Source organism: Candidatus Nanopelagicus abundans (assembly GCF_002288305.1).
In the GTDB taxonomy this organism is placed as follows: Bacteria; Actinomycetota; Actinomycetes; order Nanopelagicales; family Nanopelagicaceae; genus Nanopelagicus; species Nanopelagicus abundans.
The window spans coordinates 217,141-237,127 of the sequence record NZ_CP016779.1 but is presented as its reverse complement, the minus strand read 5'-3'; the positions used below and the strand labels follow the sequence as shown (position 1 = coordinate 237,127).

Below are 19,987 nucleotides of genomic sequence, written 5' to 3'. Positions count from 1 at the left end.
CTAGTTATTACTTAGTTTTAGGTTTCTTTTTATTACTACCAGCATGCCGTGCAATTAATCTTGTTGCTGTCCAATCAGGTGCTGCTGGAAAAGAGGTAGTTTGTGACATACCTGCAGTTGGAGCCGCATCTTGAACCTCACTTGCCTCAACATAGCCAGTTCTTCCAACCTTTGGTGTGAAGAGCCAAATTGGACCATCTTCAGTTAAATAAGTGAGGGCGTCTACTAACTCATCTACTAAATCACCATCACCATCTCGCCACCAAAGAATTACTACATCTACTACCTCTTGCGCTGTTGCATCTAGAAATTGTGTGCCAGATTTAGCTGTAATTGCATCACGCAGTGACTTATCGCAATCGCTATCGTCAAAGCCAACTTCAAGTATGAATTGTTCGGATCCAATGCCAAGGCGTTCAACAGTGGCCGCAGGTGACTGGGCTGAGTTCATTGGGAGTAGTCCACCCAACTTTTGCACTTGGTGCAACTTAAGAATGTGGATTTAGGCCATATTGCGCATACTTTCGTTATAAATATGACCAAATGCCCCTAAAGGAGAGAGAATATGCCCGTGAGTGAAAACTTTAAGGCCCCAGACCACTTAGTGGATCAATTAGTAGATACCGACCCAAATGAGAGCACGGAATGGCAACAATCATTTGATGCAGTCTTAAAAAATGCTGGCCCAGTTAGAGCTCGTTATTTAATGCTCTCACTCTTGCAACGTGCTAATGAAAAAAATGTTGGTGTTTCCGGTCTTCGCACAACTGATTACATAAATACTATTCCGCCCGCACTTGAACCAGAATTTCCAGGAGATGAATATCTAGAGCGACGTATTCGTGCTTACATCAGATGGAATGCAGCAGTAATGGTTCACCGTGCTCAGCGCCCTGGTGTTGGAGTTGGTGGACATATTTCAACCTATGCCTCCTCTGCTTCTTTATATGAAGTTGGCTTTAATCATTTTTTCCGTGGCAAAGAACATTCAGGAGGGGGCGATCAGATATTTTTCCAAGGACACGCATCCCCTGGTATGTATGCAAGAGCATTTATGGAAGGCCGGCTAACTGAAAAACAATTAGATGGATTCCGCCAAGAGTTATCTCATGATGGTGGCGGCTTATCTTCTTATCCACACCCACGTCTTATGCCAAACTTTTGGGAGTTTCCAACTGTCTCAATGGGTATTGGCCCAATTAATTCAATTTATCAAGCAAGATTTAATCGATATCTGCATGCTCGTGGTTTTAAAGATACCTCTGATCAAAATGTTTGGGCATTTTTAGGAGATGGCGAAATTGATGAACCAGAGACACTAAGTGCTATTTCACTAGCAGCCCGTGAGGGATTAGATAATTTAACTTTTGTTGTTAACTGTAATTTGCAAAGATTAGATGGACCAGTTCGCGGTAATGGCAAGATTATTCAAGAACTTGAATCTGTTTTTGGTGGCGCAGGCTGGAATGTAATTAAGGTTGTGTGGGGAAGAGAATGGGATCCACTCCTTGCAGCAGATCGAGAAGGTGCGCTAGTTGATTTAATGAATAAGACTCCGGATGGAGATTTTCAAACATATAAGTCTGAAAATGGCGCATTTGTGCGCGAGAACTTCTTTGGCAGAGATCCTAGAACTGCTGGGATGGTTTCATCTTGGAGTGATGATGAGATTTGGAATCTAAAACGAGGTGGGCATGATTACCAAAAACTATACGCAGCATATAAGGCAGCTAGTGAACATAATGGGCGCCCGACTGTAATTTTGGCAAAGACTATTAAAGGCTGGACTCTTGGTTCACATTTTGAGGCAAGGAATTCAACTCATCAGATGAAGAAGATGACATTAGATGATCTTAAAAACTTTAGAGATCGCCTATTAATTCCTATTAAAGATGAAGATTTAGATGCCAAACTACCGCCATATTGTCATCCAGGTGTTACTTCCCCTGAGTATGCATACATGATGCAGAGGCGAAATGAGTTAGGTGGCTTCTTGCCATCTAGAAGAAGTGTTTCTAAACCTTTAGCGCAACCAAAGGATGAAAGCTATGAGTCGGTAAAACGTGGCTCTGGCGCCCAAGAGGTTGCCACTACTATGGCTTTTGTTCGATTACTTAAAGATTTACTTAAAGATCCGGGCATTGGTAAAAGATTAGTTCCAATTATTCCAGATGAGGCAAGAACATTTGGAATGGATTCACTATTTCCAACTCTTAAAATCTACTCTCCGCAAGGTCAGGGATACACAGCAGTTGATCGAGAGTTAATGCTCTCTTATAAGGAATCTAAAGAGGGTGTGATCTTGCATGAAGGAATTAATGAAGCGGGCTCAGTAGCCTCCTTCACCGCCGTTGGCTCCTCATATGCCACCCATGATGAACCAATGATTCCAATTTATATTTTCTACTCAATGTTTGGTTTCCAAAGAACTGGTGACTCATTTTGGGCAGCCAGTGATCAATTAGTTAGAGGCTTTGTACTAGGCGCCACTGCTGGGCGTACTACTTTAAATGGTGAAGGACTGCAGCATGAAGATGGTCATTCAATTTTGCTGGCATCAACTAATCCAGCAGTAATTTCATATGACCCAGCTTTTGGTTATGAATTAGGCCATATAGTTAAAGATGGTCTTAATCGTATGTATGGTGAAAATAGTGAGAATGTTTACTACTACTTAACTGTTTATAACGAGCCATATCAACAGCCGGCTGAGCCTGAGGATTTAGATGTTCAAGGATTACTAAAAGGTATTTATTTGCTTAAGAAACCTATTAAGCGCAGACGCAAACAGGTGGCAATCCTTGCCTCTGGTGTTTCAGTTAATTGGGCGCTTAAGGCACAAGAGCTTTTAAATGATGATTTTAAAGTTGCGGCAAGTATTTACTCAGTAACATCTTGGAATGAACTTCGCCGTGATGGACTAACAGTTGATAGACATAACTTATTAAATCCAGGTAAGAAATTAACAGCATTTATAACTAAGCAACTAAAGCGAGAAAAGGGTCCAGTAATTGCAGTCAGTGACTTTATGAGATCAGTTCAAGACCAAATCGCGCCTTGGGTTAGCCAACCGTTTTACTCACTCGGCACAGATGGCTTTGGACTATCTGATACGAGAGGGGCCCTGCGTCGTCACTTTAAAGTTGACGCCGAATCAATCGCTGTTGCAGCCCTTTCTCAGTTAGCTGATGAAGGAATGATTAGTAAACGACAGGTTATGAAAGCAATTGAGAAGTATCAGATTAATGATGTTAAGGCAGCAGATGCTGGAAATACTGAAGGTTCTGGCTAAGTTTAAGTTATGGAGTCACTAGCTTTATTAGCAACTCTAATTGTTTCTCTAACAGTACTCGGTGGGCCAATCTCGTTAGCACTAACTTTTCTGCCACAACGTTTACTACCGCTTGCAATAATAAAACTTTTAGCTCTTGCTATCGCATTAATTGCGATTTTTATTGGAGTAATGCTGATTATTAATGTGAATTCAATTGGATCTAGAGTTATGGCCATTTTTGGAATAACAACTGCAGCGATAGCGATATATCGGATTATAAAAATAATCCCAAAGATTAAATAAAGTGGAGGTGCCGGGAATCGAACCCGGGTCCTCTAGCACTGCTTCAAAGTTTCTACGGGCGTAGTGCAATTAACGCTTTCTCAGTCCAAACTCTCACATGCACAAGTAGTTTGCGGACTCAGCTACAGATTTATGTCCCCATTAACCTCCGTAACACGGTTAGGGGTAAGTCCTCTAGCGACGTTAGATCCGAAGGCGAGAACAAACTTCGGGTAACGGATAACAGAGCTAGCTTAGGCAGCTAGTTGATAATCAGCAGCAGTTTTATTTGCGCTTATAGTTTGCCATGTTTTTGTGGTTAACGAGATCATCACGGCTTCCTCGGCCCGCTTGCCTTGAAGTAACGACTAAAGTCGAGACCGTTCACCCCCAAGATTAAGCGATTTATTTTTTCAGTATTTAGTTGTGAAGGAATTATTTTACAGGCTTATTTTAAATACTGTTAATTGGTAATTAATCGTAATCTTGATCAGAGTTTTTGCGCTTAGATGCTGTAGTACTTTTGCCAGATTTACGCCTTGATAACTCTCGGTTAACCTCACGAGTAACTTGTTGCTCCATTAAAGTGTTGCGCTTATCGTGGGCTTTCTTACCCTTTGCAACTGCAATTTCAACCTTTGCCTTACCGTCTTTAAAGTAGAGTGAAAGCGGAACTAAAGTTAAACCGCCTGCCTTAATTATCCCAGCGATCTGAGCAATCTCACGTTTATGAAGTAATAACTTTCGATCACGACGAGGCATGTGGTTAGTCCAACTACCCTGGTTGTATTCAGGGATATGAATACCACTAACCCAAATTTCACCATCTTTTGCCATGGCATAGCCATCAGTAAGTGATGCCCTACCTGCCCGAAGGGATTTAACCTCTGTGCCTGTTAAAACCAAGCCACACTCATAAACCTCTTCAATAAAATAATCATGGCGGGCACTTTTATTTTGGGCAATGACTTTTTTGCCAAGCTCTTTAACCACAAGTTACCCCCAATCTTTTTTGAGGAAGTTGCTAAACCTTTAGGTATTTGCGAAGAGTTATAAATGAAGCAACACTTGAAACAACTAAGCCAGTTAATAGTAACCAAGCGGAGGCAACCCAAACATCTTTCCAGGTAAAGAACTGAGTAAAGGTTAAAAGAGGTGCAACCTTTGAATCAATTACCGCTTTAAATCCGACTAATACTCCAGTTGAAACTGCCCAACCGGAGAGGGCAGCAAATATTCCCTCAAGGAGAAATGGTAATTGAATAGAAAAACTAGAGGCACCAACTAATTTCATAACCCCAGTCTCTCTTCTGCGATTAAATGCAGCAATTCGTAACGTGTTACTTATTAATAAAGATGCCGTGAAAACAGAGGCAGCGCCAATTACTAGCGCACCATTTCGAAGCACTGCTAATAATTTAAAAAACTTCTCAAGTATTGCCCGCTGATCCTGCACAATATCAACACCGGGCCGGCCAGCAAAAGCGCTTTCAATTACGGCAAACTTTGTGGGATCTTTAAGTTTTATCCTAAAAGATTCTGGAAGTTGATCAGCGGTAACATTTTGCGCAATGGCAGAGCCTTTAAATCTTTCCTGAAAACGCTTAAAAGCTTCACCTTGTGATTCATAGTAAACCTCGGCCACAACTGGCAAGGTCTTTAGATCTTTTTGAATATCAATTTTTTGCTCCTGCGTAATTACGCCCTTGCCACATGAAGCACCTTCAGAGAGTGAGCCACATAAAAAGATTGAAACTTCAATCTTGTCATACCAGTAATCCTTCATCACACGAACTTGTGAGTTAGCTAGTAAGCCAATACCAAGTAAGGAAAGTGAGATGGCAACAGTAATCATTACCGCAAAGGTCATAGTTAGATTTCTACGCAGGCCAATGCCTACCTCACTCATTACAAACTTAGCGCGCATCAGGTAACCCTATCTTTTTCATCACTTTATCAACCGGTATATCCGTAAACACCGCGAGCCTGATCACGTATTACATGACCACCCTCTAACTCAATAACACGTTTACGCATTTGATCCACAATTCCAGCGTCATGCGTTGCCATAACTACGGTTGTGCCCTCACGGTTGATGCGGTCAAGTAATTTCATAATTCCAACCGAGGTTGCAGGGTCAAGGTTTCCAGTTGGTTCATCAGCAATTAAAATTGTTGGCCGAGACACATAAGCTCTAGCAATTGCAACTCGTTGTTGCTCACCACCAGATAATTCATTTGGCTTTCGATCCCCTTTTTCTTCAAGTCCAACTAACTCTAAAACTTCAGGAACTTCGCGGCTTATTTGTTTATTTGAGTAACCTAAAACATGTAATGTGAAGGCAACATTTTCGGAAACAGTTTTATTTGGAAGTAATCTAAAGTCTTGGAAAACTGTGCCAACTTGCCGGCGCAGCTCAGGTACTTTATGAGCAGCTAATGTACTTAAATCTTTACCCGCTACATGAATAACACCTGTGGTTGGTCTTTCTTCACGAAGTACTAATCTTAAAAATGTTGATTTACCAGAGCCAGATAGGCCAACTAAGAAAACAAATTCACCCTTACTAATATCAAGGTTAACCCCATTAAGAGCGGCTTTCTCGGTCTTTGGATACATCTTTGTTACATTTTCAAACTGAATCACAGCCTTAAACCCCTTTAGTAGATCAACTCAAGTTTCTGATAGTAGTTTAGATAAGTAATCACCTATCTGTGGTGATTTAACGCTAATTTCAGATAATTATTGCTGGGAATTTAGCCAAATTGTGAGATTACTCGCGCTCTTTGCGCCACTTAATACCTGCTTCAATAAAACCATCAAGATCACCATCTAGCACCGCAGATGGATTTCCAACTTCAAAATCAGTTCGTAAATCTTTAACCATTTGATACGGAGCTAATACATATGAACGCATTTGATTACCCCATGAACCAGTGTTATCACCCTTTAATGCATCCATCTTTGCGCGCTCAGCTAATCTGCGTCGCTCTAATAATTTAGATTGCAGAACTGCCATTGCAGTTGCTCGATTCTGAATTTGTGATCGCTCATTTTGGCAAGAAACAACAATTCCAGATGGTGTGTGGGTAATTCTTACCGCTGAATCTGTGGTGTTAACTCCTTGACCACCAGGACCAGATGAACGATAAACATCGATTCGTAAATCTTTTTCCTCAATTTCAATATGATCACTTTGCTCAACAACTGGTACTACTTCAACACCGGCAAAGGAAGTGTGCCTTCGAGATTGTGAATCAAAAGGTGAAATTCGAACTAAGCGATGAGTTCCTTGTTCAACACTTAAGCGGCCATATGCATATGGCGCACTAATTCGAAAGGTAGTGGATTTAATACCGGCTTCCTCTGCATATGAAGTTTCTAATACATCTATTTTGTAGTTATGACGTTCACAAAATCTAAAGTACATCCGCATTAACATCTGCGCCCAATCAGCTGCTTCAACTCCGCCAGCCTCTGATCTAATTGTCATTAAAGCATCTCGTTCATCATATTCACCACTTAATAATGTCTGTACTTCAAGTTCATTAATTACCCTAGTTAAATCATCTAGTTCTTTATCGATATCTTTAAAAGCTGACGCCTTATCACTTTCAGATCCTGCTAGTTCAATCATTACTGGTAGATCATCTAATCTAGTTCTGATTGAGCTAATTTTATTTATTGTTGATTGCGCCCTAGATAACTTACTAGTTACCACCTGAGCTTTAACTGGATCATCCCAAAGGTTTGGAGCACTTGCCTGCTGCTCTAGTTCATTAGCCGTTGTTATTAATTTTGGCAGGTTTAGCACCTGCTCAATTGATTTAAGAGTGATATCGATCTTTGCGATCTCATCTTGATACTCACGGGCGGCCATAGGCTAGAGGATAATCTAATTAGGGATGTATTCCGAACTTGCGCCGATACTGGTGGTGATCTTTAACTTATAAATAAGTTATAAGGCTAAAATTACATCTGCATTGTTCATGGTCGTTTCAACTACTTTAGCATTTACTTCATCAGATCCATGTGTCCATTTATAAGCAATCTCTGGAGATCGGCCATATCTAATACTTCTAGCCATTAATCTTTCCCGCCTTAAGTCATCATCTATTTGAATATACCAAGATTCAGTAAAGAAAGACTTAACATCTTGCCATCCATGGTTATCAAGTAAAAGATAATTACCCTCTGTTAGTACTACTTTGCACTCCTTTAAAACTACTCCCTCGGCAACAATTGATTCTTCTATTTCTCGATGGAAAATTGGAAAATAAATATCAGAATCTGAATCAGACTTTATTCTTTTTATTAATTCAGAATATCCTCGTGCGTCAAAAGTGTCATAGGCTCCCTTGCGATCAGCCTTTTCATACTCTTCTAGTAATTTATTACTTAAATGGTAACCATCCATTGGAACTAAAACTGCTTTTTCTTTTACCAAATTTTCTAATAAATACGAGGTTAGTGTTGATTTACCAGCTCCTGGTTTGCCAACAATTCCAATAATAATTCTTTGATTATTATTCTCATTAAGGCTTCTTAAACGTTTTAGAGCTTCTTCTATTGTATTAATAATAATTGGCATTTATTTAAATACTCTCCTAAATTCTAAATTAAAGATAAAAAACATCACTAGAGACCAACCTCTGATAATGACTTAGACAATAATTCTAAACCTGATTTAGTATCAGCCTCTGAAATATTACATGGCGGCACCATATGAATTCGGTTGAAATTATTAAACGGCATTAAGCCATTTTTCTTACAAGTTGCAACAATCTCATTCATCTTTGGACTAGATGCACCATAAGGAGCAAGAGGCTCGCGTGAATTTCGATCGGTGACCATATCTATTCCCCAGAACACACCAGCGCCACGAATGTCACCCATTACCTGATGCTTCTTTGCTAACTCATGAAGTCCAGGACCAAGTATTTTTTCTCCAATTGCAGTAGCGTTTTCCAACATTTTTTCACTCTTCATTACATCAATCGTTGCAACAGCTGTTGCGCAAGCAAGTGGATGGCCAGAGTAAGTAAGTCCGCCCGGAAATACCTGTTCATCAAAGCTTTTAGTAATTGGTTCAGATATAACTACTCCACCTAGTGGCACATAGCCAGAGGTCACACCTTTTGCAAAGACAATTAAGTCTGGCGAAGATTTTGAGTGCTGATATGCAAACCATTTACCAGTTCTACCAAAACCAGCCATAATTTCATCAGCTATCCATAAAATTCCATACTTATCACAAAGTGCTCGTATTCCATCTAAGTAACCTGCAGGTGGAATTAAAACTCCAGCTGTTCCTGGTACTGATTCAATTAATATAGCTGCAATTGTTTTTGGTCCTTCAAAAATTATTGTTTGCTCTAAATGCTCAAGTGCACGCTGACATTCTTGTTCCTGACTAGTTGCCCAAAATGGAGAACGATAAAGATATGGACCCCAAAAGTGAACATGCCCATATCCAAATTCATTTGGAAATCTTCTTGGATCCCCTGTTGCATTAATCGCAGCACCAGTATTGCCGTGGTAGGAGCGATATGTAGAAAGAATCTTATGTTTATGAGTATGTAGTCTTGCCATTCTAACTGCGTTCTCTACCCCATCAGCTCCTGCATTAGTAAAGAAAACTTTTTTAAAACTATCACCTGATACTTCAATAATTCTTTTAGCAGCTTCATTACGTGCTTCATTTGCATGCTGTGGGGCAACTGTTGTTAAAATATCAGCTTGTGCCTTAATTGCTTCAATAACTTTTGGATGTTGATGGCCAATATTTGTAAAGACTAGCTGGCATGAAAAGTCTAAATACTTTTTACCTGTGAAATCCCAAAAATAAGATCCGGCTCCCCCGGCAATTGCCATTGGTGAGATTTGGGCTTGTGCTGACCAAGAGTGAAAAACATTTGCCCGATCATCTGCAAATACTTTCGCTGCCTTATCTGGATCATTTATAGGGCTACTCACAGCACTCCAATTTCTCAATAAAGTTTCTTAGTGGTGGCCAATCTAAGCACTTATGCGCACTTTTTCCTAGGCGGACGGTATTGGTCATAGTAAAATCTCAAGTATTGTTGGGATATGAAAACTGTTTCGCACTGGATTAATGGCTCACTCTCTACTGATAAGGCAGCGCAGGTGGGCGAGATATTTAATCCTGCAACTGGAAAAATTTCTGGCACAGTAAATTTTGCTGACCTTGCAACTGTGAATAAAGCTGTACAGGTAGCAAGTTCTGCCTTTGATTCTTGGCGACATAGTTCCCTTACAAAACGCACGCAGGTTTTATTCGCATTTCGTGAGTTAGTTAATAAGAATAAAGAAAAAATAGCTGAATTAATAACTGCAGAGCATGGAAAAGTTTTAAGTGATGCTCAAGGTGAGGTAACTAGAGGACTTGAAGTAGTTGAATTTGCATGTGGCATACCTCATCTACTTAAAGGTGGTTTTTCAGAAGAGGTCTCAACTGGCGTGGATGTTTATTCAATCCGCCAACCACTTGGACCAGTTGCGATAATTTCACCATTTAATTTTCCAGCAATGGTGCCAATGTGGTTTTTCCCAATTGCAATTGCGTGTGGAAATACTGTAATTATTAAGCCCTCAGAAAAAGATCCGAGCGCAATTATGTTTATTGCTAATCTTCTAAAAGAGGCTGGATTGCCTGATGGTGTATTTAATGTTGTACACGGTGACAAGGTTGCAGTTGATGCACTCCTTACTCATCCAGGAATTAAATCAATTTCATTTGTTGGTTCAACTTCAATTGCAAAGTATGTATATGAGAATGGCACAAAAGCTGGAAAGCGAGTGCAGGCGTTAGGTGGAGCAAAAAATCACATGATCGTCCTACCTGATGCTGATCTAGAATTGGCAGCAGATGCTGCAATAAACGCCGGCTTTGGTTCAGCTGGTGAGCGATGTATGGCAATCTCAGCAATTATTGCCGTAGAGCCAATCGCTGATAAGTTAATTGAAAAAATTAAAATCAGGGCATTAAAGATTAAAACAGGTGATGGCACAACCAATGCTGACATGGGACCGCTTGTAACAAAGGTTCATCGCGACAAAGTTGCTTCCTATATAAATGCTGGCGAGAAGGATGGCGCAACGGTAGTAGTTGATGGGCGAAATGTTGAAATGGCTGGTGATGGTTTTTGGCTTGGACCAACTTTATTTGATCATGTAAAGCCTGATATGAGCATTTATTTAGAGGAGATATTTGGCCCAGTCTTAAGTGTTATTCGGGTTAAAACTTATGATGAGGCACTTAAGTTAGTAAATGATCATCAATACGGAAATGGAACTGCAATATTTACCAATGATGGTGGCGCTGCTAGAAGGTTTCAAAATGAGGTCGAAGTTGGAATGGTTGGAATAAATGTTCCTATTCCAGTACCTATGGCTTACTTCTCATTTGGCGGTTGGAAGAACTCGTTATTTGGTGATTCACATGCACATGGAACTGAGGGTGTTCACTTCTTTACCCGAGGAAAAGTTGTTACATCTCGCTGGTTAGATCCAAGCCATGGTGGAATTAATTTAGGATTTCCGCAAAATACCTAAATTACCCGCGTAATGTTTTTGCAAGCTCCTTAAAATCATTAACCATAAAATCAACCTCGCCTTGATCATGAGCCAGACTAATTAGCCATTGCTCATCTAATCCAGGTGGCGTCATAATTCCGTGATTTAGTGACCATAAAAATGATAACTCTGCTATTTGAAAATCAGTCGCTTTATAATCTCGGTAGTTACGAACTGGCTTATCAGACCAAGTAACACACCCTTTTACACCAAAACCAACTGTGTGGGCTGGTAATTCAAACTCATCAATTATTTCGCGAATTCGAGTTAGTGCTTGAATATTTAATGACTCAGCTTTTTCAAGAGCTGCCGGTGTACAAACTTTATCTACTGCTCTTACTGCAGCCATTGCCATGATGTGTCCATTAAATGTTCCAAGGTGTGGCATGCGTCCATCAGTTACTGGTTGCATAAATTCAGCCTTACCACCAAAAGCTGCAAGCGGAATTCCGCCACCAATTGATTTAGCCATACAAATCAAATCTGGGATTACGCCCAAACGTTGCGCAGCACCTTGTGGTCCTGCTGTTAAACCAGTCTTAACCTCATCAAAAATTAAAACGATTTTGTATTGATCACATAGTGATCTAACTGCTTCTAAATAACCCTCATCAGGTAAAACTATTCCAATATTTTCTAAAACTGGCTCCACAATAAAACAAGCAATTGTTTTGGCATGTTTACTAAATACATTCTCTAAAGCTTGGATGTTATTAAATGGCACAACATATGACTCACCGGGTACTGATGCATTTCCAATAACTGAGTTAGGTGAATCAGCTGGTCCGGCTTTTTCGAGAGAAGGCTTGGTCGAGACCATTAGCGCATCACCACTTCCGTGGTAGCCACCTTCAACCTTTACTACTCCCTCTTTACCGGTATATGCACGAGCAGTTCTAACTGCATACATAGTTGATTCAGTTCCTGAGTTGGTAAAACGTATTTGTTCAATGCCAAATCTTCGACATAGCCGCTCAGCAGCATCTCTAGATATTGGAGATGGAGCGGTATACAAAGTTCCAACATCAAGTGATGCGCGAACCTCAGAGACAACCTCTGGATTTAGGTGACCTACCAACATTGAACCAAAGCCCATGGATAGATCAAGCATCTTGCGCCCATCCACATCAGTCATCCATGCACCTTTAGCGGACGCAATTGAGATTGGATAAGGCTCAAATGATTGGAAGGTTGAATGCGCTCCCAGTGGAATGTTTTGCACAGCTAATTGATATTCAAGACCTGAACTAAGTAATTTTGTTTTATATAAATCTAATTGTTGCTCTAAAAGTTTTTCTAATCTTGCGCTATCAAGCGGCTTTGAATGTGTAGGAACTGAACGAAAGGTTTGAGGATGATGCGTTTGGGTTTTCACTGCGGCTTTGTACTTAACATGGTTCTAAATGAACCGAAATTAAAGAACATTCTCCTAGTCTAAGTTTCTTACTTCCTGAGTTTAACAGAGTAATAATTTAAATCAACTATTGTGATTCATGCGTAGATTATTGTGATTATAAAATTATTGTGACTTTTCATACATACGAAACCGACCATAATTAAACTCTCATTTAAAACTTGAGGGGTTGAATTTTAAGCATAAATATCTATAAATTTATTACAGGTATGATCTACCAATGGTGAATAAGCGCGTTGACTTAACTCCAGTTCAAATTGAACATTTAAAAAGTTTAGTAACTGGTTTGGTATCAACCAATGAAACTGTGCTTGACCAACACGGTAGAGATGAATCTGCAATCCCACCGGTTCGTCCATCTGCAGTTGTAATGCCCCAAAATACTGAAGAGGTTGCAAAAGTTTTAGCATATTGCAATACCGAAAAGATTCCAGTGGTTGCATTCGGTGCTGGCTCCTCACTTGAGGGCCATGTACTTCCATTATTTGGTGGTATCTCACTTGATTTAACTGCGATGAATAAAATAATTGAAGTAAGAGCAGATGACTTAATTGTAAGAGTTCAACCTGGCGTGCATCGAATTGCGTTGAATGAAAAATTGGCAAGTGCTGGTTTATTTTTCTCAGTTGATCCAGGAGCGGACGCCACATTAGGTGGCATGGCTTCAACTGGCGCCGCTGGCACAACCACAGTTCGCTATGGATCTATGCGAGATAATGTTTTGGCAATGACAGCGGTAATGGCAGATGGCACAATTTTTAATACTGGACGTGAAACTAGAAAATTATCAGCAGGTTATGATCTAACTAGATTATTAGTTGGCTCAGAAGGAACACTTGCTGTTATCACTGAATTAACACTTCGGATATTTGGAATCCCTGAGAAAATGGCGGCTGCAATAGTTAGATTTGATAGCTTAGCCGATGGAGTTAACGCAGCAACTGCAATTGTTAGATCTGGTATTTCCATCGCAAGGTGTGAATTTTTAGATGCTAAGTGTATTAAAAATGTTAACGCTCATGATGGGCTCACGCTGACAGAGATGCCAACTTTATTTTTTGAGTTCCATGGTTCACCAGCCGGTGTGGCAGAGGATGCGCAGTCAGTTAAAGAAATCGTTGAAGATTTTGGTGGATCAGAGTTTGAATGGACAAGTGATGAAGGCGCCCGTCGTAAATTATGGCAAGCACGACATAATGCTTATTGGGCAGGAATTGCAGCTAATCCAGGAAAGCGCGCAGTTAGTACAGATGCAGCTGTGCCGCTTTCAAAGCTTGCCGATGCAGTATCTGTTGCAGATCAAATCCTTGCTAAACATCCATACCCATATTCGATTTTAGGACATGTAGCTGATGCAAATTTTCATTGCTTTGTAATAACAGATCCAGCAAAACCAGAGGAGTTAGAGGATGTACGTCACATAACCCATGAGATAACTATGAAGATGATTGAAATGGGTGGAACATGCACGGGTGAACACGGAATTGGCTCAGGTAAAATTCAGGCTTTAATTGAAGAAACTGGGGCACCAGCAGTTAATATTATGCGATCAATTAAACTAACGTTAGATCCAAATAACATATTAAATCCTGGAAAGGTATTTAACTAAGTGAGCGCTACCGTCTGGGAAGTAACGATTGCCGTTTTACTAGCTGTTCTAGCCTTTGATTTAGCACTCGCTGTAATCAGGCGCAACAAAGAGACATCTATTAAGGAGGCAACTGCCTGGACAGTTTTTTATGTAAGCGCTGCAATTGCGTTTGGCTATTCTCTAGGTGTTTGGAACACCACACAAGCTAGAAGTGAGTTTTTTGCTGGTTGGATCACTGAGTACTCCCTATCTATTGATAATCTATTTATATTTATTCTAATTCTTGCTCGATTTCAGATTGATAAAACAAAGCAGCAATTAGTTTTATTAGTTGGAATCATCATGGCACTTATTTTAAGAGGAATATTTATTGCTCTCGGCTCTGCTGCTATTTCAAGATATACCTGGATATTTTTCATATTTGGAGCTTTTTTACTTTATACAGCTTATAAATTAATTAATGAGTCTGGTGAAAAAGAATGGAAAGAGGGCAAGTTAATTACCTTGTTTAGAAAGAAAGGTGCCTCCCCACTAGCAATTGTTTTAGTAGCAATTGCGGTTACAGATTTGATATTTGCGTTAGATTCAATACCTGCGATATTTGGATTAACTAAAGATCCATATATCGTCTTTACCGCAAATGCATTTGCGCTAATGGGACTTCGCCAGCTTTACTTTTTGATCGGTGGCTTAATGTCTAGATTAATTTATCTAACAAAGGGCCTTTCGATCGTACTAGGATTTATTGGTATTAAGTTAATTATTGAAGCGTTCCACGGTGTTGGAATCCATATCTTATTTGGTGTTGATATCCCAGAAATCTCATTGCCATTCTCACTCACATTCATTATTGGCACGCTTACGATTACAGCAATCGCAAGTCTGGTCGTAAGTTCTAAATCAAAGGTGGCAGAATAGCCCTCATGAATGAGGGTGGTAATAAGATTCAAGTTTTTGAGCCTCATCGCTCAACTCTTCCCCCACTTAAACCGTATTTCCGAGATTTTTGGCGCCGGCGCGAATTTGCTACTGAGTTATCAAAATTTTCCGATAAGGCTGAATATCTGGATTCAAAACTTGGAAAAGTTTGGTTAGTTTTAAATCCATTATTCCTAGCTGTTATTTATTTTTTACTTGTAACAATTATTCAAGGTGGTAGAGGCCAGGGTGGTGGATTTACAACCTTGTGCCACATATTAATTGGTTTATTTACCTTCTATTTTGCACAAAACTGTATTCTCTTAGGTGCGCAGTCAATTACATCAGGTGGAAGTCTAATTTTAAATCAAGCATTCCCAAGATCACTACTACCGTTATCTAGTGCGATAAGTGCAGCAAAGCAGTTTCTTCCAACAATACCTATCTATGTTTTAATAGTACTTGGTGGGAAAATATTTTTAAATGATACTTCACTACCAGGACTTTCCTTGAACTATTTGTTACTACCAATTCTTTTTTTACTTTTAGTAATAACTAGTTTTGGATTATCACTTTTATTTGCCGCCCTAAATGTTTATTTTAGAGATACAACTAAGCTGCTCTCCTACATCATGCGAATTTGGCTTTATGCCTCACCGATTCTTTGGCAGCCAGAAATGCTAAATGCTAGCTATCGCATAATTCTTTATCTAAATCCCCTAGGGCCAATTTTGTCTGCAAACTCTAGAATTTGGATAGATGGGCAACTACCAACCTTGGCTCAATTAATAGGTTGCATAAGTTGGGCTCTTATTTCATTTTTAATAGGTTCATACTTTTTCATATCAAGGGAGCGTGACTTTGCTGTCCGAATCTAAATCTGCTAAATCATTGCCAGATAACCTGGCAATTAGAATTAATGATCTGTCAATAAGTTATAAAATTAATGTTGAGTCTAAAAAAACTTTAAAGAATGCAATCATGCGTGCTAGTAAAGGTGAGCGGGTTAGAACTAGAACGGTAGAAGCGGTTAAAAATTTAAGTTTAGATATTCCCCATGGTTCTGTTGTTGGAATTGTTGGCGCAAATGGTGCTGGAAAATCAACATTAATGAGATCAATTGCAGGAATATTGCCGCCAACTAGTGGGCAAATCACAGTTAACGGCAGAATCTCTACTCTGCTAGCTCTTGGAGTTGGCTTTAATAAAGCTTTATCGGGCCGCGATAATATTATTTTAGGTGGTTTAGCAGCTGGTATGAGCAAATCTGAAATCCAGTCACAAACAGATTCCATAGCTGAGTTTGCAGATTTACCAGAAGGATTTATTGATATGCCAGTTCGAACTTATAGCAATGGAATGTACTCTCGAGTTGCATTTGCAGTTGCCGTAAATATGACACCTGACATTTTGCTATTAGATGAGGCACTTTCCGCAGGGGATGCAGCATTTAAAGAAAAATCCTTTAATCGAATGCGCGAGCTTTGCGCAGAGGCGAGAACTATATTAATAGTCTCACATGCTCTTTCATCCCTAAATGAATTATGTGATCGAGCAATTTGGCTACATAAAGGTAAAATGCTCGCTTCAGGAAAACCAGAAGATATTACTGAGCAATACTTAAAGTTTTTAAATGTTGGTGAATTGCCCTCAAGCTATGAAGATTTATAGGGGTATTACAAAAAATACTGCTGTAATTAATGCTGCTAACGCAACAGATTTAATTAAAATTAGAACCGCTGTTTTTCTATCTGCCGTGCGATCGGCAGCAGATCCAACTTTTGAAATCTTTCCTAACCGATCAAAATTAAATGTACCAGCAAGGCCATACGCAAGGCAGAACTTTGATCTAGACTGAATAAAACCAATTGAAAAAATCATTGCAGGAATGAATATAGATAAACGGGCAGATTTATTTTGATCTGTTGCTAAAAGCGTGGTTATAGAAAATATTGTTAAGAAAAGACCAAATAGTGCTACTGCTTGCCTGCGTCTTATTTCTCCAGTACCAATATTGCAACTGCCGGGAATGTACTCACTACTCAATTAAGCGTCTTCTCGCTCTTCTTCATCACTCCACACTTCGTATTCATCACTTTCGGTGCGGGCTAACCAATTAAACAAAGTTTTGATCGCGCCAAAAGCAACTAACACACCAGCAAATAGTGCTATCAGTCTTTTAAAGGCTTTGATCATGGGATAAATCTACTCTTTATTTATCGACGGTGCTAACTAATAACCTTCCGAGGCCAGTTTTTTAAGTGAATTCCCAGTAAGGCGAAAGACAGTCCACTCATCCATAGGTTGGGCCCCAAGTGATTTATAGAAATCAATTGCTAGATCATTCCAATCTAGAACCCACCACTGAAATCTTGGGTAATCCTTTTCAATACAAATCTGTGCCAGCCTTACAAGTAATGCCTTGCCGTGGCCGCTGCCTCGATACTTTGGGTCAACAAATAGATCCTCTAAATACATACCGTGCTTGCCCAGCCAGGTTGAGTAATTTAGGTGCCAGATTGCAATACCTGTTACTACTCCGTCTAATTCAGAAAGCAGACAGTAGACCTGTGGGTTTACACCAAAAAATGATTGCTCTAAATCAGTAGTTGAAAGAAGCACCTCATTTGGTGCCTTTTCATACTCGGCAAGGGCGTGGATAAATCGAAATATATCTGCCAGATCACCGACTGTGGCAGGTCGAATTACTACTGACATTTAGCTAATTTTTGCGGCGTCAAAAGCAGATTTAATATCTGACCATAAATCATCAACATTTTCGATTCCAACTGAAAAACGAACTAGATTCTCTGGAATTGTTTCACTCTCAGTTGCCCATCTACGCCGGCGCTCCCAGATAGATTCAACACCACCTAAAGAGGTTGCATTGGTAATTAATTTAGCTGAATCACACATTAGATCAACCTGATCAGGGGTTCCAATTGGCTCAAATGAGATCATTGCGCCAAAACCTTTCATAAATGATTTTGCTAGTTCATGATTTGGATCGCTAGCCAAGCCTGGATAGCGAACTTTGCTAACCCTAGGATCATTAGCTAATCGCTTAGCAAGTTCTAGTGCATTTTCTTGTGAGCGTTGCATACGAATAGCAAATGTTCTAATTCCGCGAAGTGCCAACCAAGCCTCAAATGGACCAGCAATTGCGCCACCATATTTTCGAGCCTGCTCTAGGCTTGAATAAAGTTCTGAATCTTTCGTACTAAGTGAACCTAAAAGCACATCACTATGGCCAGATAAGTATTTAGTTACAGAATGCATACATATATCTGCGCCCATTGCTAGTGGATTTTGATTCATTGGAGTTGCAAAAGTGTTATCAATAGATACCAAGCAACTGGAATCTTTTGCAAACTTAATTAATTGTGGCAAATCTGCGACATCAAGTAATGGATTTACAGGTGATTCTAAATGAACTATTTTTGCACCTGGTATAGCAGCTAATACTTCTTTGGTATTAGCAACATCTACAAACCTAACTGTAAGTTTTCCATTATCATGTAGATTTTTTAACAAAGTAGTCGTTCCTTGATAACCATTTTTTGCTGCAACAATTATTGCCTTACTTGGTAATATTGAAAGTATGGCTCCAATTGCTGCCATGCCAGATGAGAAGATTAAAGTTTTTCCACCTTCAAGGGATGAGATTGCATCCTCTAGTGCACTCCATGTTTCGTTACCAGATCTTGCATAACCAATTGGGCCACCGGTATGAAAAGTTGAATTAAGTGCAATAGGTGGATTAAGACCACCGTCTGGTTTTTTAACTGGCCTACCTACAGAAACAACCTTAGATTCGGTAGTTAACTTTTCCCAATCATTATCGTTACTCATAGGTTAGAGCCTAACTCATTAAGGTGTAACTAGTTTTTCGATTCCAGCACTAGCGCTACCGAATTAATACACCATCTTTGATCGGTTGGGACCGCATACCCTTCACCCGTAAAGACGTGGCCAAGGTGTGAACCACAGCCTGCGCACCTAACCTCGGTTCTAACTCTTGGGAAAAGTGAGCGATCTTCAATTAGTTCAACTGCATCATTTTCTGTTGGTGCATAAAATGAAGGCCACCCACAACCAGAATGAAACTTTGTCTCTGATCTAAATAGTTCCGCGCTACATGCCTTGCACTTATAGACCCCAATTATTTCGCTATCGGTGTATTCACCTGTGAAGGCAGTTTCAGTTGCAGCTTTTCTAAGCACAGCATATGAAAGTGGGTCAACCCGTTTTTTTAATTCATCCTCATCAACTTTAATTGGGTAGGGATTCCCATTGGAATTAATCGGTGTTATTTCATTCATTAGTGCTAGATGTCAACAGTGGGTAGGCGACACCAGTTGATGAATGACAGTCATAACCATTTGGATTCTTAATTAAGTACTTCTGGTGATACTCCTCAGCTAACCAATAAGTAATACCAGAGGCTGGTGAAATTTGTGTAACAATTTCATCCATACCGTTTTTAGTTAACTCTGTTTGGTAAATACTTTTACTTTCAAGTGTTTTATCCATTTGCTGAGCAGAAGTAGTAAATATTGCAGAGCGATATTGACTACCAATGTCTCCACCTTGCTTATTTAGTGAAGTTGGATCATGCATTACCCAAAATTCAGCTAGTAATCTCTCATAAGAGATCTGATCTGGATCATAAATAACTTCTACTATCTCAGCATGATTTGTCGTGCCAGTGCAAACTTCTTTATAAGTTGGATCAGGTTTATTTCCACCCATATATCCGACTGAAGTTTGAATAACTCCGGCTAATTGCCAAAATCTTCGCTCTGCTCCCCAAAAACATCCAGTTGCAAAATATGCAGTGTGGCTCATTCGCTAATTCTCTCTTATAAATTAAATGTGTGCAATCTCAAAAGCACTTGAAAAATATTGCTAT

At 39.7% G+C, this 19,987-nt stretch carries 21 protein-coding genes and 1 other RNA gene; 7 read left to right on the top strand and 15 right to left on the bottom strand.

The annotated features are described in order from the left end of the window. Window positions 1–7: 7 nt before the first annotated feature. Window positions 8–451, bottom strand: a complete 444-nt coding sequence (locus tag B1sIIB91_RS01250) for a DUF3052 domain-containing protein (protein ID WP_095687828.1) — start codon at window positions 449–451, stop codon at window positions 8–10. A 114-nt stretch (window positions 452–565) separates the two neighbouring features. On the opposite strand from B1sIIB91_RS01250, the gene aceE reads away from it, so the two are divergent. Both aceE and B1sIIB91_RS01240 read left to right on the top strand, forming a co-directional pair. Then, entirely contained in the window at window positions 566–3,292 is a 2,727-nt protein-coding gene (gene aceE / locus B1sIIB91_RS01245; RefSeq protein WP_190279177.1) for a pyruvate dehydrogenase (acetyl-transferring), homodimeric type, read from the top strand. Window positions 3,293–3,301: 9 nt separating this feature from the next. Next, complete coding sequence (locus tag B1sIIB91_RS01240; protein WP_150123733.1) at window positions 3,302–3,577, top strand: phosphatase; 276 nt, start codon at window positions 3,302–3,304, stop codon at window positions 3,575–3,577. Here the strand turns inward: B1sIIB91_RS01240 and ssrA are convergent. From ssrA to B1sIIB91_RS01205, 7 genes are all read right to left on the bottom strand, one after another. Next, window positions 3,577–3,948, bottom strand: a transfer-messenger RNA (tmRNA) gene (gene ssrA, locus B1sIIB91_RS01235). The genes B1sIIB91_RS01240 and ssrA overlap by 1 nt on opposite strands. A gap of 82 nt (window positions 3,949–4,030) precedes the next feature. Then, window positions 4,031–4,549 carry an SsrA-binding protein SmpB gene (gene smpB, locus B1sIIB91_RS01230; protein WP_018226787.1) on the bottom strand — a complete coding sequence of 173 codons (519 nt, stop codon included), beginning with the start codon at window positions 4,547–4,549 and terminating at the stop codon, window positions 4,031–4,033. Between the two features lie 31 nt (window positions 4,550–4,580). After that, the gene (ftsX, locus tag B1sIIB91_RS01225) at window positions 4,581–5,483 is read right to left on the bottom strand and encodes a permease-like cell division protein FtsX (RefSeq protein WP_095687826.1); all 903 of its coding nucleotides are present in this window, start codon (window positions 5,481–5,483) and stop codon (window positions 4,581–4,583) included. 29 nt (window positions 5,484–5,512) lie between these two features. Then, window positions 5,513–6,202 (bottom strand): cell division ATP-binding protein FtsE, encoded by a 690-nt coding sequence (gene ftsE / locus B1sIIB91_RS01220; protein WP_018226785.1) that lies wholly within the window; start codon window positions 6,200–6,202, stop codon window positions 5,513–5,515. A gap of 127 nt (window positions 6,203–6,329) precedes the next feature. Beyond that, window positions 6,330–7,436 carry a peptide chain release factor 2 gene (gene prfB, locus B1sIIB91_RS01215; RefSeq protein WP_095687825.1) on the bottom strand — a complete coding sequence of 369 codons (1,107 nt, stop codon included), beginning with the start codon at window positions 7,434–7,436 and terminating at the stop codon, window positions 6,330–6,332. 78 nt (window positions 7,437–7,514) lie between these two features. Continuing rightward, window positions 7,515–8,147 carry a nucleoside/nucleotide kinase family protein gene (locus tag B1sIIB91_RS01210; RefSeq protein WP_095687824.1) on the bottom strand — a complete coding sequence of 211 codons (633 nt, stop codon included), beginning with the start codon at window positions 8,145–8,147 and terminating at the stop codon, window positions 7,515–7,517. Window positions 8,148–8,194: 47 nt separating this feature from the next. After that, a complete protein-coding gene (locus B1sIIB91_RS01205) occupies window positions 8,195–9,532 on the bottom strand; it encodes an aspartate aminotransferase family protein (RefSeq protein WP_095687823.1) in 1,338 nt (445 codons plus the stop codon). Between the two features lie 114 nt (window positions 9,533–9,646). Between B1sIIB91_RS01205 and B1sIIB91_RS01200 the strand changes: the two genes are divergently transcribed. Further along, window positions 9,647–11,131 (top strand): CoA-acylating methylmalonate-semialdehyde dehydrogenase, encoded by a 1,485-nt coding sequence (locus B1sIIB91_RS01200; RefSeq protein ID WP_095687822.1) that lies wholly within the window; start codon window positions 9,647–9,649, stop codon window positions 11,129–11,131. A gap of 1 nt (window position 11,132) precedes the next feature. Here B1sIIB91_RS01200 and B1sIIB91_RS01195 read toward each other — a convergent pair whose 3' ends face one another. Beyond that, window positions 11,133–12,527: an aspartate aminotransferase family protein gene (locus tag B1sIIB91_RS01195; RefSeq protein WP_095687821.1), complete on the bottom strand. Its 1,395-nt coding sequence runs from the start codon at window positions 12,525–12,527 to the stop codon at window positions 11,133–11,135. A 259-nt stretch (window positions 12,528–12,786) separates the two neighbouring features. Here B1sIIB91_RS01195 and B1sIIB91_RS01190 point away from each other — a divergent pair, with 259 nt between their 5' ends. From B1sIIB91_RS01190 to B1sIIB91_RS01175, 4 genes are read left to right on the top strand one after another with little or no spacing between them, the layout of a single operon-like run. Continuing rightward, complete coding sequence (locus tag B1sIIB91_RS01190) at window positions 12,787–14,175, top strand: FAD-binding oxidoreductase (protein ID WP_095687820.1); 1,389 nt, start codon at window positions 12,787–12,789, stop codon at window positions 14,173–14,175. After that, window positions 14,176–15,075 carry a TerC family protein gene (locus B1sIIB91_RS01185; protein WP_095687819.1) on the top strand — a complete coding sequence of 300 codons (900 nt, stop codon included), beginning with the start codon at window positions 14,176–14,178 and terminating at the stop codon, window positions 15,073–15,075. A gap of 5 nt (window positions 15,076–15,080) precedes the next feature. Further along, window positions 15,081–15,953 (top strand): ABC transporter permease, encoded by an 873-nt coding sequence (locus tag B1sIIB91_RS01180; protein ID WP_095687818.1) that lies wholly within the window; start codon window positions 15,081–15,083, stop codon window positions 15,951–15,953. Further along, window positions 15,937–16,746: an ABC transporter ATP-binding protein gene (locus tag B1sIIB91_RS01175; RefSeq protein ID WP_095687817.1), complete on the top strand. Its 810-nt coding sequence runs from the start codon at window positions 15,937–15,939 to the stop codon at window positions 16,744–16,746. Before B1sIIB91_RS01180 ends, B1sIIB91_RS01175 begins: the two co-directional genes overlap by 17 nt. Here B1sIIB91_RS01175 and B1sIIB91_RS01170 read toward each other — a convergent pair. The 6 genes from B1sIIB91_RS01170 to msrA are packed head-to-tail and all read right to left on the bottom strand — an operon-like array spanning window position 16,741 to window position 19,923. Continuing rightward, window positions 16,741–17,121 carry a hypothetical protein gene (locus tag B1sIIB91_RS01170; RefSeq protein WP_095687816.1) on the bottom strand — a complete coding sequence of 127 codons (381 nt, stop codon included), beginning with the start codon at window positions 17,119–17,121 and terminating at the stop codon, window positions 16,741–16,743. The genes B1sIIB91_RS01175 and B1sIIB91_RS01170 overlap by 6 nt on opposite strands. Further along, window positions 17,122–17,271: a hypothetical protein gene (locus tag B1sIIB91_RS06035; protein WP_190279176.1), complete on the bottom strand. Its 150-nt coding sequence runs from the start codon at window positions 17,269–17,271 to the stop codon at window positions 17,122–17,124. Window positions 17,272–17,307: 36 nt separating this feature from the next. Beyond that, a complete protein-coding gene (locus tag B1sIIB91_RS01165; protein ID WP_095687815.1) occupies window positions 17,308–17,793 on the bottom strand; it encodes a GNAT family N-acetyltransferase in 486 nt (161 codons plus the stop codon). Continuing rightward, window positions 17,794–18,927, bottom strand: coding sequence for a trans-sulfuration enzyme family protein (locus B1sIIB91_RS01160; RefSeq protein WP_095687814.1), 1,134 nt, complete (start codon window positions 18,925–18,927; stop codon window positions 17,794–17,796). 29 nt (window positions 18,928–18,956) lie between these two features. Next, window positions 18,957–19,397 carry a peptide-methionine (R)-S-oxide reductase MsrB gene (gene msrB, locus B1sIIB91_RS01155; protein WP_095687813.1) on the bottom strand — a complete coding sequence of 147 codons (441 nt, stop codon included), beginning with the start codon at window positions 19,395–19,397 and terminating at the stop codon, window positions 18,957–18,959. Next, a complete protein-coding gene (gene msrA, locus B1sIIB91_RS01150; RefSeq protein WP_095687812.1) occupies window positions 19,390–19,923 on the bottom strand; it encodes a peptide-methionine (S)-S-oxide reductase MsrA in 534 nt (177 codons plus the stop codon). The genes msrB and msrA overlap by 8 nt, the downstream gene beginning before the upstream one ends. Window positions 19,924–19,987 lie beyond the last annotated feature (64 nt).